Raw genomic sequence first — 13,218 nt, forward strand, 5'->3', positions numbered from 1 at the left:
AGAACCTTGGTCAGACAGGAAAAGAAGGCTGATAATTACCTGGCATTCCTGCTGCTCGCGTGCATGAAGATAATGCTTAGGTATTTTTGAGATAGCTTCTAGAGTCTGTTGTCATCTATCTGAGGTCTGGTGGTGAAGAAGAGTACAAGTTTGAAGGCAAAAGAAGCATACCTGCCGTGGAGGAAAAATACGGTGAACTGCCTGCTCTGCCGGCACCACCGCCACCTGTTCCTTCTAAGCAGCAATTGCCTCCGCCGCCACCGCCAACAAAACATGGCACACCCTTATTCCCGGCCAGAACAACTGCCAAACTCATAGAGGATGAAAACATTGTGACGTACATCTTACGGCCAGGCGACATCACCAAAGGAGAGTTCGCAGCTGCTGAAAAGGCGTTCAAAGAAAACGGCTTTGACCTGAAACTGGATGGACAGTTTGACGGGGATAAACTAATCAACTTAAAAATAAGCCTATTATCCCCGGAAACAGGCGATAAAGCAAGCGCCGTTTATACTGCAGCTTCGCTGCAAAGTCTTAAAGAAGCCAACAATGTAGCGGTTATCAAGGCAGATAAGAAAACCGGAGAATTAATAATAGGCAACACAATAGCCCCGTAGTAATTCTGCCTTTACAAGAAAAACACAAAGCAGGGCCCTGTAGTACAGGGCCCTGCTTTGTGTTTAATTCCCTTGAAACACGTTTGTCTTATAGTAGGCCACACGGTACAATGGCTGTGGGAAACGGTGCAGATAGTGTTTGCATCTTGCTACATTCCTGTGTTTCAAGGATATTTCTACAACATCTATTGCATATCAGAATATTAACTTCTATCTTTGTGTCCATTTTTCAAAGACTGAAGAATCAATAATTAAATAAATAAATCGCTTACAACCACTAAAAATGGATCATTTAAGTTATAAAACTCAGTATGTCAACAAGAAGTCAGCCAACAAAGGCTGGGTGATTGTGGATGCTGGGCAAGGAAGCTTGGGTCGTGTGGCATCGGAAGTTGCCAAGATCCTGAAGGGCAAACACAAGCCTTCATACACTCCTAACACTGACTGCGGAGACAACGTGATCATCATCAATGCAGATGACACTCGTTTTACAGGCCGTAAGTGGGATCAGAAGTACTACCTGACACACACTGGTTACCCAGGCGGTCAGAAGAAAACTTCCCCGCGCGAGCTGAAGGCGAAATCGTCTACGCTATTGGTAGAGCGTGCTGTACGTGGCATGTTACCTAAAAACAGATTGGGCAGCGAGTTGTTCCGCAATCTGCATGTATTTGCTGGAAGCGAGCATCCTTTTGCCGCACAGCAACCAAAAGAACTAACCCTCAATATTTAATTTAATGGAAGTTATCAATACATCTGGTAGAAGAAAAACCTCGGTGGCGCGCATCTATCTGACGCCTGGGCAAGGGAATATCACTATTAACGGTAGAGATATCAAGAATTACTTCCCGAGTGAAGTACTTCAAACTATTGTGAATCAGCCCCTTAAAACCTTGGATTCAGTTGGCAAATACGATATTAAAGCCAATATCAAAGGTGGTGGTGTAAGCGGCCAGGCTGAGGCACTTAGACTTGCTATCTCTAAAGCACTGGTAGAAGAAAACGGCGAGAACAAGCCAGCTCTGAAGGCGGAAGGTTTCATGAAGAGAGACCCTCGTATGGTAGAGCGTAAGAAGTTCGGTAAGCGTAAAGCACGTCGTTCATTCCAGTTCAGTAAACGTTAATTTTAAAGGTGTATCTACAACATGGCTAGTACTAATTATAAAGAATTACTTGAGGCAGGTGTGCATTTCGGCCACCTTACCCGCAAGTGGGATCCGAAGATGGCACCGTACATCTTCATGGAGAAAAACGGTATTCACATCATCGACCTGAACAAAACTTTGGTTGCCCTTGACGAAGCTACGGCTGCTATCAAGAACATCGCGAAGTCTGGTCGTAAGATTTTGTTTGTGGCTACTAAAAAGCAGGCGCAGGAAATCGTGGCAGAAGAGGCGAAACGCCTGAAGATGCCTTATGTAACTGATCGTTGGTTAGGTGGTATGCTGACAAACTTCGCTACGGTGCGCAAGTCACTGAAGAAGATGTCTACCATCGACAAAATGATGAAAGACCCTGAGCAGTCTAAAGCCCTTGCAAAGCGTGAGAAGCTGATGCTTTCCCGTGAGCGTGAGAAGCTTGACCGCGTACTGGGTGGTATCACTGATTTGTCAAGACTGCCTGCAGCGCTGTTCATCGTTGACGTAAAGCGTGAGCACATTGCCGTTAAAGAGGCTCAGAAACTAAACCTGCCAGTTTTCGCTATCTGCGATACAAACTCTAACCCGGAGCTGGTAGATTTCCCAATCCCTGCAAACGACGACGCTTCTAAGTCTGTATCGCTTATCGTATCTCTGATAGGTAAGGCGATCGAAGAAGGCCTGTCTGAGCGCAAAGTGGACAAAGAGGAAACTGAGCGTAAGCGTTCTGAAGAAGAAGGCATCAAAGAAAAGCAGGAAGCTGACGAGCAATAAGCTTAAAGTTTATATTGCACTATAATAAACTGAACATTGGGCCCCGCTGCTTCAATGTTCAGTTTGTTTTAGGGGTTTAGGCCCGGAAAAATATTCTAATTAATAATTCATAATTCTTAATTATAAAGATCATGGCTATTACAGCACAAGATGTTAACAGACTCCGTCAGGAAACCGGAGCAGGTATGATGGACTGCAAGAAGGCCCTTACAGAAGCTAACGGCGACTTCGAAGCAGCTAAAGATATTCTGCGCAAGCAAGGTCAGAAAATTGCAAGCAAGCGTGCAGACAACGCTACTTCTGAAGGTGTAGTTCTAACGCAGGTAAGCGAAGATGGTACGACAGGTACAGTAGTAGCTTTGGCTTGCGAAACTGAACCGGTATCTAAAGTAGAGGATTTCCGCAACCTTGCGAAGCAGGTTCTGGATGCTGCCGTTTCAACAAAAGCAACTTCTAAAGAAGAGTTATTGGCTACTTCCCAGGCTGATGGCCGTTCGCTGCAGGACCACATCACGGACCTGATGGGTAAAATCGGTGAGAAAATCGATGTTGTGTCTTACGAGACTGTTTCTGCTGAGAAAGTTGTTTCTTACGACCACTCTAACGGTAAATTAGGTGTACTGGTAGGCTTAACCAACACAGGCAATGCTGAAGTAACAGAAGTTGGTAAGGACGTAGCCATGCAGATTGCTGCCATGAAGCCAATTGCTGTTGACAAAGACGGTGTGGATGCTGCTACTGTACAGCGCGAAATTGAGGTTGGTAAAGAGCAGGCGCGTGCTGAAGGCAAGCCAGAAGCAATGCTGGAGAAAATTGCACAGGGTAAACTGAACAAGTTCTACAAAGAAAACACGTTGCTGAACCAGGAGTTCGTAAAAGACTCTTCTCTTTCTATTGCCCAGTTGCTTGACAAAACCAACAAAGGCATGACTGTAACTGAGTTCAAGCGTGTAGCTATCGGTTAATTATAGTCAACTACAAATAATAGAAAAGCCCGCCATGATGGTGGGCTTTTTTTATGCTCTTCGTCTGGAGCTAACAGTCCTTTAAGAAAAATATTATTTCAGAAAGCCTTCCTTACCTGAAGAGGTCTATAACCCAGGAATCTCTACCGACCTCTTCGCCATTCAGGCTTATCATTTCAACGTCAGTTGTACTCGGGCAACATTCTGAAGCTGATCTACGGGAGATCTGAAGGCTCAGCATATCTGTTTTACCTAATGCATGAACATAGTATTCCTCTACATCATCATACAGGACCACCACAGCATACTGGGATTGAAACTGAACCTGAACCAGTTCTCTGGTACCGTTTAGCACATAAAATACCTCCACATCGTATTGGGAGATTTGCGGACTACTCCCAAACAGCAGGTCTTCCCCACTACTTTGTGACTTGATAGTAAAGGCAAATCGATCCTCCGACAGACATTCTAATCCTTCACAGGGATCTGAACAGGAACAAAGGAAAAGCAGGAAAGATAACAGGTGAAGTTTCCTCTTGTGAGGGACCAATCTGTACATTAGCCCCTTACCCATTCCTCCTTACTGTAGAAACAAAAGCATCGCGCATATCGATAAAGCGGTTCATGGCTGCTTCCAGGAACTCTTCGTCCAGAAGTGCCTTGGCACCCTCATCGCCTTCTACGTCCATTTCGCTTATTTTATAGGTCTGCTCAAAGTCTCCTTTTTCCAGTTTTATCAGGTATTTCCCGTTCCAGGCCATCAGCGTGACCTTCATGTTCGGATTTGGTATATCGGCTACAGTTCTCATATGTGTGGTTGTTTATTGTTTTCGATGTCGATTCCCATCAGCTGCATGAGCTTGCTGGCATTAAAGCTACGGCAAAGCCCTTTGGTCAGCTTATAGTCAAACCTGATTTCATCGCCTATGATGTCGCTGTTGAAGCTGTAGTTCTGCACGCTTCCGGGAAGCTCATCCTCCATGGCTCCCAGCTCTAAGTCGTGGGTAGAGATAAGGCCGGAGGCATTGCGGTGGTGCAGCTGCCGGATAAGCGACATGGCGCCCAGGTGCCGGTCGCGGGAGTTGGTGCCCTTCAGAATTTCATCCAGCAAATAAAAGACAGGCTGCCCCTGCTCTGTTAGCTCCAGCAGCATGCGCAGGCGCTTCAGTTCAGCATAGAAAGAGGAAGTGTTTTCTGCAAGGTTATCAGCGGTGCGCATCGCGGTGTAAACCTGTGCCGGTGCAACAAGCATGCGTTCCGCGCAGGCAGGAGCCCCCATCAGCGCCATCACCATGTTGATGCCCACCGTGCGCAGGAAAGTTGTTTTGCCGGACATGTTGGAGCCTGTAATCACCAACGTATGACCAGTTCCCTGTGTCTCAAAATCATTGGCAACGGGTGTTACCGAGAATATCAAGGGATGCGCCAGCGCTGCTGCCCTGTATTTAAAAGGCTGCTGGCTTAGCCGCGGCACCGCATAGTTTGGATGTGCATGCTGAAAAGCAGCTATACTTGCCAATGCTTCTATTTCTGCCAACACATCCAGCGACTCCCTCAGTTGCGGCAGGAATTTATCCCGCCAGTTCTCCAGCCTGTACATCCAGATAAAATCCCACATCAGGATGTTGTTCAGGAAAAAGGCCATCAGCGTGCTGAGGCGCCAGGAGAAATAGTCGATGATATTGGCAAGTTTATGCAGGTTTGCGGAAGATGTACCGGAGCGTTTCAGCACCTGCTGCAGTTGCCGTAGCTTAGAAGATGTGAAGCTGTGCTGCTCTACATGCTGCAGCTGACGCGTGTAACTGCGCATGGCCTCGTATATGCCGATGCTCTTCTCATAGTACTCGTCCCGCTCTACCCGGAATTTATAGGCCACCCAGAACTGCGCCACCAGTAAAGTCACAGTAACCCAGCCAGTAAAGCCATACAGCCAGGCCACAATGGCTACCACTGTGAGGAGCGGAAGCACCATTAACAGCACCTTTACCCATGGGTGTTGTCTAAAGAAAGCTTTTTCGGCAAACCAATCCATAAAGCCATCAGCTGGTTCCTTGTCATGCTTATAGTGCATCGGGAGAGCCAGCAGCGCCTGGAGCCAGTCTAACTGCTGCGGCTGTGCCAGTTCTGCTGCGGCCTCCTGCCGCAGGATAATTTCTGATGGAGCGGCTGCCCCCCGGAACCAGCCGGCCAGCCTCTTTTTGCCGATGCTGGTAACAGAACGGTTCATCAGCTGGAACAGGGAATTCTGCCCGAATATGTCGAGGTCGGAGGTATAAGGATGCTGGTCATTGATGAAGGCATCTCCGCCGTCAAAGTGCTTTAGCTTGCCCTGCAGCCGCTCTACCTCCTGCTCATTTATGCGCCGCAGCAACACCAGTTGCTGGTGCCTGAAGTCGAGGCGGCTATGCCAGCGCAGCACAATTACAAACAGGGCATAAAACAGCAGTACAGTAATAGCCCCCTCGGCCATTTGGTAGTTACTGAAAAAATACCAGGCTACCGCCACACCCACCACAAATACGGCTACCCGCAGCCAGGAAACCAGGCTTGATTTAGAGGCTGCGTCTTTCTCTTCTCCGGCAAGTACTTTGGCACGGGAGGTGTATAGTTCTTCTCTTGTTTTGCTCACAGTAATTTAAGGTTATGCTACCTGTACCTGCTCTGATGCCCCAATGGTGGCGATACATTTGAGTTCAATAGCAATGGGAGTTGGCAGCTTGTTAACCTCTACCGTGGTGCGGCAAGGTTGGTTGTCTTTAAAATATTCAGCGTAAATCTGGTTATAGGTCGCAAAATCAGCCTTCATGTTTGTCAGAAACACAGTTACGTCTACCAAATTCTCCCAGGCAGAACCAGTCTCTTCCAGTATATAGCGCACGTTCCGGAACACGGAGTGGCACTGCGCTGCAATGTCGTAGGCCATTATGTTTCCAGCATCATCCAGCTCTACGCCTGGTATCTGCTTTGTACCCCGCTCACGCGGGCCAACACCTGATAGAAACAGCAGGTTGCCTACGCGGCGCGCATGTGGGTATAAACCAACAGGCTCCGGCGCTTTAGATGAGGTGAAGGGCTCTTTTTCTTCTGCCATATTCAAAGATAAAAAGAATGAGGGACTATCCCCTCTACGTCTAAAAGCAAAAGAGCTGACATGTTGCCAGCTCCTTTCTCACTTTAAACAAACAATCTTAACAAACACAGTAGCTATGGCTGTTTCGGAACAGCTTATTTCATGAACTTCACATCACCGTACCTGGAGTTTACACTTACCAGCCCCTTAGGCGATGCACCTCCATATGCACCTCTATACTCTGCAGAGGTATGCCCTTTTTCCAGAGAAGTGATATTGACCAAAGACTTATCGTACCTGAAATCACCAAACTTCACGTTCACATCAAAATTAAAGGCCGTATTAGGGTCGAAGGTCAGGTTAATGGGAGTGAAACCGCTGGAGAGGACAATCTTTCGGATGTTTTTGCTGATGTTGTTTACAGCAAAGGAGCCATACTTTACATCCATCTCCATTGTTTCACCAAGGCTGCCTATTTTGAAGTCACTGTACTTGGCAGAACCTTGCAGCCCGTTGGCTCCTTCCACATTCATGTTCGCGTAGGACACATCTAGATTTCCTCCGTTGATGTAACCACAGGACCCAGAGCCATACGCCAAAGTCACTGTGTTGCCGGTGTTGCTTAGCCTGTCGCACTTAAGTGCGCCATACTTTACGTTGATATCGGCTCTGCCTTTCAACGACGCCAGGTACACATCCCCAAAGCTGTTTTTCACCGTCAGGGGATTCTCTTCAGGCATGCTAATGGTGTAATTCACTTCATAACCCTTGTTATTATTACCTGAAACGCGCATGGGTTCTATGCTTGTTCTAAAGGCGATGGTGCTTCCTTCGCGGCTCTCCATCACTTTTATTTTATCCAGTATTTCCTGGGCTAAACTCTCAGAGCCGGCACGTGCGACAATGTCCACCTTCACATGCACTTCATTCCTGTTCCATGTGTTAATGTGCACTTTGCCGAACTTGTTCTCGATGTTGAGCATGTCAGCCCTGTTAACCTTGTATGTTTTGTCAATGATCTTTCGCTTTTCAACATCATAGGCAGCTACTTCTGCCGTCACTTCACCTGTTTGGTAACGGGTAAGCTGCTCAGGCAGGCTCTCGAGGTGCTCCAACGCAGCTAAAGCTTTCAGTTCTACCAGATTTTCAAAATTCTGAAGCTTCGCAAGCTTGCGTTCAGAAGGAGTGCTCAGACCAGAGAGGTCTATCGTGATATCAGGACACGGTCCCTGGTTTTTACTTTGTGCCAGGGCCAGTGCAGGGGCCAGTGCAAGCACTAGCGCGCAGCGTAGAAAGTTAGACATTCGTGGTATCATCTTTTTGGGATTCTAAGTCGGGTTGTTCATTTAATTGTTCTAACCGCTGGAGTACCTCCAGTTGTCGGTTCAGCACCCTAATCCGTATCTGCAGGTTCTGGATAAGGGCACCAACTATTTCGTCCGTATTAGGAGTAGTGTATAGTTGCTTTTTCAGTTGGGTGTAGCTGCTGTCGAGGCGGGCCAGTTCCTGGTCTATCTCCTGCTGGTCGTCCAGCCCCAGCACTTTCAGGTCATACTCGCTCAGCTTGCTTTTCTTTTCTCTGATCTGGCTTACATAATAAGCCTCCACCTCGGCCAGCTCAGGCGCAATGTTGTTGATCACAGGGGCTGTGGTGGCTGCCGCTATGGCATTATCTGCCACCGGCGTATTCTGCTTCATCAGGAAAAGTGTGAGGCCACAGCCCAACAGCAGCACAACAGATGCAGCGATTCGCATGAACATGGAGTTGGCGCTGAAGCTGACGCCAAACTTAATGCTGATCACCTTTGCTTCTTTTCGCTTCTGCGGCAGTGCCTCGCAGATGTTCTGCCAAAGCTCCATCCGGGGCTCAAACACATCGAACTCATCCCGATGCTCGTCTACAAACTTTTTCAGTTTATCTTCCATGGTAAAGTTCTTCTCATATTATCTGTATTAAACCGCATACTGCGGCTCTCTCATTATCTCCAGTAATTTTTTCCGGGCCCGACTGTACTGCGATTTTGAAGTTGATTCTGTTATACCCAGCACTTCGCCAATCTCAGCATGGTCATAGCCCTCCAGCAGGTACAAACCCAGCACCACCCGGTAGCCATCCGGCAACTGCTGTATTGCCCTCCGCACCTTTTCTACCTGCCACTCTGTATCGTCGTCATATACCTCGTCGGCCACCTCGCCTACTACGCGCTCGTCCATAGGCACCAACTCTGAACGGCGCTTCCGGATGGCGTTGATAGCCGCATTCACTACAATTTTTTTGAGCCAGCTCCCGAATGAAGCCTCGGCTTTATAAGAATGGAGGTTTTTGAAAGCGCTGACAAAGGCCTCCTGCAGCACGTCCTCCGCCTCTGCATAGTCGTTAACGATGCGCATGCTCACGTTAAACATAGCCTTGGAGTATAGCTTATACAGCTCATACTGGGCTCTGTTATCGCCGCTCTTGCAGCGATCAATCACGTGGTGATTTACGTCCTGATAACCGAGTTTCTCCAAGGTGTTACGATTTAGCGTTTGCAAAACACTTGCTGCGCTTTCACGACTTTTAGTCTTTCATCCTTCTCCTTCCCTACTTCTGCACTAAAGACAAAGTGATTGACGCGAGGTTGCATGAAGTTGCAAAATAATTTCAAGAATTTTGGCAGACATGAAGCTACAGGCCCAGCGGGATGCTCTGTTACCAGAAGAGTTCTCCTACTTTTGAGCTCCGCCAGCGGGACTTATCTGATCATGTGTACAAGACGCCTGAAGGATCCAAAAAAAGGTAGCCTGGCAGGTCTGAATCTCCCGAAAGTGGGAGTAGCATGTTATTCTTTGATTACTTGTCCACTTTTCCACAGTATCCACAGCCTTATGTGTATAACACTAAATAAACACATCTACTTCATCTTCTTTATGTTATGAGCGGCTACAGCTGTAACTGCTCCAACACGCAGGCATTTTGTTTCTTTTTCGGTCTATGAAATCAAAAGAGAATTAAAGTTATCCACATATCCACATACAGTTTATAAACAAATGTGGATAACTACAGCTAAAACTGTGAATTACAAAACGAGCCATAAAACAGGACAGGCCAGCTCTGTTCCCAAAGCTGGCCTGTTTTGTTTCTTATCTGTAAAGCAGGTGCGTAATCTCCTTATTTACTACACCAAAAAGAGTAATTGGAGGGAAATTATTGCAGCTCGTTGCACAAGCTGATTTTATCCACTTATCCACGTTTATGTTGTGAAGTAAAGCTGACTTTCAGTCGCAGCGGGGCCTGCCAACAAAAGCCGGAGCCTGTAAAGTTATAGCTCCAGAGGAGCAACCTGTTTGTAGCGTACAGGTCGCTCCTCTGGAGCTATAGGTGCTTAATAGACCAGCAGGCGATCAACAAAACAACCTGCCGGATCATTTGCATAGCATCAAATTAATCCATCACCTTAAACTGTATGCCCTGTGCCAATGGCAACTCCCGACCATAGTTGATGGTGTTTGTCTGGCGGCGCATGTACACTTTCCAGGCATCGGAGCCTGACTCGCGGCCACCTCCTGTTTCTTTCTCACCGCCAAAGGCTCCTCCAATTTCAGCACCTGATGTACCGATGTTAACATTCGCAATACCGCAGTCGGAGCCCCAGTGGCTCAGGAAGGTCTCGGTCTCCAGGAGGTTTGTAGAGAAAATAGCTGACGACAACCCCTGTCGCACCCCATTCTGAATTTCAATGGCATTCTCTATGTCACCGCTGTACCTAATCAGGTATAGAATAGGCGCAAAGGTTTCTTCCTGCACCATCTCATAATGATTTTCAGCTTCCACGATGGCAGGCTTCACATAGGTGCCGGTCTCATAGCCTTCCCCGCTCAGCACTTCACCTCCTGTCAGCAAGGTGCCCCCTTCCTGCTGCACTTTCTCCAGTGCATTGGTGAATGCGTTCACAGCATCCTTGTCGATGAGCGGCCCTACCAGTGTGGTACTGTCCAGCGGGTGCCCGATAGGCAGGGTTGGGTATATTTTCAGCAGGCGCTCTTTTACCTGCTCGTAACGGTTCTCGTGTACAATAAGGCGGCGGGTAGAGGTGCAGCGCTGGCCACAGGTACCTACGGCACCAAACACAACCGCACGCATGGCCATTTCCAGGTCTGCGTTCTCTGTCAGAATAATGGCATTGTTACCACCTAGCTCCAGCAGCGATTTGCCCAGACGGGCTCCTACAGCCTCTCCTACTTTTTTACCCATGCGTGTGGATCCTGTTGCTGAAACCAACCCGATACGTTTGTCGTGGCTCATCAGGCTGCCGATCTCTGCATCCCCGGTAATGAGGTTGAAGACACCTTCCGGAATCTCATTGTCTGCCAGCGCCTCCCGGATGATGTGCTGACAGGCAATGGCAGTGAGAGGTGTTTTCTCAGAGGGCTTCCAGATAGTTACATCGCCGCACACTACGGCCAGCATCGTATTCCAGCTCCAGACAGCTACCGGAAAGTTGAAAGCAGAAATAACGCCCACCACACCCAACGGGTGGTACTGCTCGTACATGCGGTGCTCCGGGCGTTCTGAGTGCATGGTAAAGCCGTGCAACTGGCGGGAAAGACCCACCGCAAAGTCGCAGATGTCAATCATCTCCTGCACTTCGCCCAGTCCCTCCTGTAAAATCTTGCCCATCTCGTAACTTACCAGTTTGCCCAGCGCTTCTTTGTGCTCACGCAGCTTGTTTCCAATCTGCCGCACCACCTCCCCACGCTTGGGAGCGGGAACTTTACGCCATACTTTAAAAGCCTCCTGCGCCGCCTCCACTACTTTATCGTAATCTTCAGGCGTAGCCATGTGCACGGTAGCAATCAGGTTGCCATCGGCTGGGGAGTGTATGCTGCGGGTAGTGCTGTTGTCCTGCCCTCCCCAGGCAAGGCCGGTACTATAGGCAGGGTTTTTATCTTTTATGCCAAGCTGCTGGAGTACATCTGCTATCTCCTTGTTCAGCGGTAGCTGGTCTATGGACTGTTTCATAGGTTTTATCTTTTGTCTGATGAAAGGGGGTCTTATACAAAGCTAGAAAATAAAAAAGCTTCTGCAAGGTGCAGAAGCTTTCTGTAACTATCGGCTCCTATTAGCTTACTCTTTCCCGATTGGGTAGTAAGCCCTCAGGCCGTCCGGGTAAACACCTTCAATGTAAACCACGCCACTTTCAATATTTTTCAGATGTCTTTCAACATCAGCTGGCTCTTTTACCTGGAATCTATCAATCTTAGTAATGATAAAGCCATCTTTCATACCGGTATCACGGAACTTGCTATCGCTTACATTAGAGATTTTAGCACCACCCGTAATTCCGAGTTTGCTCAGTTCCTGTCTGCTTACCGGCTCAAATTTAGCACCGTCAAACGTAATAGGTTCTGCATTGCTACGCTTTACAAGTTCTGTGCTGTTGTTCAGGTTCTTCAGCGTTACAGTGGCAGTTCTTTCTTTGCCGGCACGCAAATAATCTACCTTCACCTTATCGCCAGGGCGGTAACGGGCAATTTGCTCCAGTAGTTCAGAAGACTTGGCTACTCTGGCACCATTGATTGCCGTAATTACATCTCCTCCTCTCAAACCAGCTTCCTTAGCACCACTGTTTTCTGTTACATCGTTGATGTACACGCCATTCAGTGTTTTCAGGTTCTGCTCTTTCGCGAAGGCAGCATCAATTTCACGAATAGAGGCACCTAACAGGGCACGCTGTACTTCACCATACTTCAGTAGGTCATCTACAACTTTGCTTACAATGGCGGAAGGCACGGCAAAAGAATAACCGGCAAAAGAACCAGTCTGAGAAGCAATAGCCGTATTGATACCGACCAGGTCACCATTCAGGTTCACAAGGGCACCACCAGAGTTACCAGGGTTAACGGCAGCATCTGTCTGAATAAAAGACTCGATGGCCATATCGTTGCCTCTGCGCAGGATATCAATGTTACGGCCTTTGGCACTTACAATACCAGCTGTTACAGTAGAGGTCAGGTTCATTGGGTTACCCACGGCAAGTACCCACTCCCCAATCTGCAAGTCATCAGAGTTACCGTAGCGCACAGTTGGGAGTTTATCTGCATCCACCTTCAACAAAGCAATGTCTGTTGTTGGGTCAGTACCTACCAGCGTAGCTGTAAGCCGACGCTTGTCGTCCATTACCACTTCAATTTTGTCGGCCTTGTCAATTACGTGGTTGTTTGTAACAATGTATCCGTTAGAGGCAATGATAACACCTGAACCAGAACCCTGCTGCGGACCACGTGGAGCACGCTCACCAAAGCCGTCTCCAAAGAACTCACGCAGGAACGGGTCCATCGGGCTGTTACCGCGGGCTGTTGCTCTGCCGCTGTACTCAGTCATCACGTGTACCACGGCTGGCGTAGAAACCTGGGCGGCCTTTATGAAATTAAGGCCTTCCGGCACAATTACGTTGCTGCTACGCATATCACTGGTATAGCGGACGGTAGGGCCCTGCTGCTGCTGCTCGATTGAAACAATGCTCCCATCTTCTAACAGCTTGTAGCTACCTACCGCTACACTACCGCCCAACACGGCTGAAAGTGCAACGCCAAGGATAAACTGTTTTGTCTTCATCTGATTAGTTTTAGTCGTTGTATTTATATTCAATTTCGTCTATATTCTAAGTTGC

Annotated in this window: 13 protein-coding genes; 5 read left to right on the forward strand and 8 right to left on the reverse strand. The window is 48.0% G+C overall.

Annotated features, from left to right (window positions below; genetic code table 11):
• Positions 1-176 precede the first annotated feature (176 nt).
• From ACYVB1_RS20010 to tsf, 5 genes are all read left to right on the forward strand, one after another.
• Positions 177-617: a hypothetical protein gene (locus ACYVB1_RS20010; protein ID WP_460925594.1), complete on the forward strand. Its 441-nt coding sequence runs from the start codon at positions 177-179 to the stop codon at positions 615-617.
• Between the two features lie 283 nt (positions 618-900).
• Complete coding sequence (gene rplM / locus ACYVB1_RS20015) at positions 901-1,350, forward strand: 50S ribosomal protein L13 (protein ID WP_460925595.1); 450 nt, start codon at positions 901-903, stop codon at positions 1,348-1,350.
• A gap of 4 nt (positions 1,351-1,354) precedes the next feature.
• Positions 1,355-1,741 (forward strand): 30S ribosomal protein S9, encoded by a 387-nt coding sequence (gene rpsI, locus ACYVB1_RS20020; RefSeq protein WP_460925596.1) that lies wholly within the window; start codon positions 1,355-1,357, stop codon positions 1,739-1,741.
• A gap of 21 nt (positions 1,742-1,762) precedes the next feature.
• On the forward strand, positions 1,763-2,530 hold the full coding sequence (gene rpsB / locus ACYVB1_RS20025; RefSeq protein WP_460925597.1) for a 30S ribosomal protein S2: 768 nt from the start codon (positions 1,763-1,765) through the stop codon (positions 2,528-2,530).
• Between the two features lie 131 nt (positions 2,531-2,661).
• Complete coding sequence (tsf, locus tag ACYVB1_RS20030) at positions 2,662-3,495, forward strand: translation elongation factor Ts (protein WP_460925598.1); 834 nt, start codon at positions 2,662-2,664, stop codon at positions 3,493-3,495.
• Between the two features lie 566 nt (positions 3,496-4,061).
• On the opposite strand, the gene ACYVB1_RS20035 is transcribed toward tsf, so the two are convergent.
• The 8 genes from ACYVB1_RS20035 to ACYVB1_RS20070 form a co-directional block, all read right to left on the reverse strand.
• Complete coding sequence (locus ACYVB1_RS20035) at positions 4,062-4,304, reverse strand: hypothetical protein (RefSeq protein ID WP_460925599.1); 243 nt, start codon at positions 4,302-4,304, stop codon at positions 4,062-4,064.
• On the reverse strand, positions 4,301-6,124 hold the full coding sequence (locus tag ACYVB1_RS20040) for a MutS-related protein (RefSeq protein WP_460925600.1): 1,824 nt from the start codon (positions 6,122-6,124) through the stop codon (positions 4,301-4,303). Before ACYVB1_RS20040 ends, ACYVB1_RS20035 begins: the two co-directional genes overlap by 4 nt.
• A 12-nt stretch (positions 6,125-6,136) precedes the next feature.
• Positions 6,137-6,586: a RidA family protein gene (locus ACYVB1_RS20045; RefSeq protein WP_460925601.1), complete on the reverse strand. Its 450-nt coding sequence runs from the start codon at positions 6,584-6,586 to the stop codon at positions 6,137-6,139.
• A gap of 134 nt (positions 6,587-6,720) precedes the next feature.
• Complete coding sequence (locus tag ACYVB1_RS20050) at positions 6,721-7,869, reverse strand: DUF4097 family beta strand repeat-containing protein (RefSeq protein WP_460925602.1); 1,149 nt, start codon at positions 7,867-7,869, stop codon at positions 6,721-6,723.
• On the reverse strand, positions 7,862-8,491 hold the full coding sequence (locus ACYVB1_RS20055) for a hypothetical protein (protein ID WP_460925603.1): 630 nt from the start codon (positions 8,489-8,491) through the stop codon (positions 7,862-7,864). Before ACYVB1_RS20055 ends, ACYVB1_RS20050 begins: the two co-directional genes overlap by 8 nt.
• Before the next feature lie 27 nt (positions 8,492-8,518).
• Positions 8,519-9,076: an RNA polymerase sigma factor gene (locus ACYVB1_RS20060; protein WP_460925758.1), complete on the reverse strand. Its 558-nt coding sequence runs from the start codon at positions 9,074-9,076 to the stop codon at positions 8,519-8,521.
• A 913-nt stretch (positions 9,077-9,989) separates the two neighbouring features.
• Positions 9,990-11,567, reverse strand: coding sequence for an L-piperidine-6-carboxylate dehydrogenase (gene amaB / locus ACYVB1_RS20065; RefSeq protein ID WP_460925604.1), 1,578 nt, complete (start codon positions 11,565-11,567; stop codon positions 9,990-9,992).
• 105 nt (positions 11,568-11,672) lie between these two features.
• Positions 11,673-13,163 (reverse strand): Do family serine endopeptidase, encoded by a 1,491-nt coding sequence (locus ACYVB1_RS20070; RefSeq protein ID WP_460925605.1) that lies wholly within the window; start codon positions 13,161-13,163, stop codon positions 11,673-11,675.
• Between the last annotated feature and the right edge of the window lie 55 nt (positions 13,164-13,218).

Source organism: Pontibacter brevis, from assembly GCF_054779655.1.

Bases quoted from the DNA above. Each gene is read 5' to 3' on its own strand.
- amaB (WP_460925604.1), bottom strand. From the start codon at position 11,567: ATGAAACAGTCCATAGACCAGCTACCGCTGAACAAGGAGATAGCAGAT.
- ACYVB1_RS20035 (WP_460925599.1), bottom strand. From the start codon at position 4,304: ATGAGAACTGTAGCCGATATACCAAATCCGAACATGAAGGTCACGCTG.
- rpsI (WP_460925596.1), top strand. From the start codon at position 1,355: ATGGAAGTTATCAATACATCTGGTAGAAGAAAAACCTCGGTGGCGCGC.
- ACYVB1_RS20055 (WP_460925603.1), bottom strand. From the start codon at position 8,491: ATGGAAGATAAACTGAAAAAGTTTGTAGACGAGCATCGGGATGAGTTC.
- rplM (WP_460925595.1), top strand. From the start codon at position 901: ATGGATCATTTAAGTTATAAAACTCAGTATGTCAACAAGAAGTCAGCC.
- ACYVB1_RS20070 (WP_460925605.1), bottom strand. From the start codon at position 13,163: ATGAAGACAAAACAGTTTATCCTTGGCGTTGCACTTTCAGCCGTGTTG.
- ACYVB1_RS20050 (WP_460925602.1), bottom strand. From the start codon at position 7,869: ATGTCTAACTTTCTACGCTGCGCGCTAGTGCTTGCACTGGCCCCTGCA.
- tsf (WP_460925598.1), top strand. From the start codon at position 2,662: ATGGCTATTACAGCACAAGATGTTAACAGACTCCGTCAGGAAACCGGA.
- ACYVB1_RS20045 (WP_460925601.1), bottom strand. From the start codon at position 6,586: ATGGCAGAAGAAAAAGAGCCCTTCACCTCATCTAAAGCGCCGGAGCCT.
- rpsB (WP_460925597.1), top strand. From the start codon at position 1,763: ATGGCTAGTACTAATTATAAAGAATTACTTGAGGCAGGTGTGCATTTC.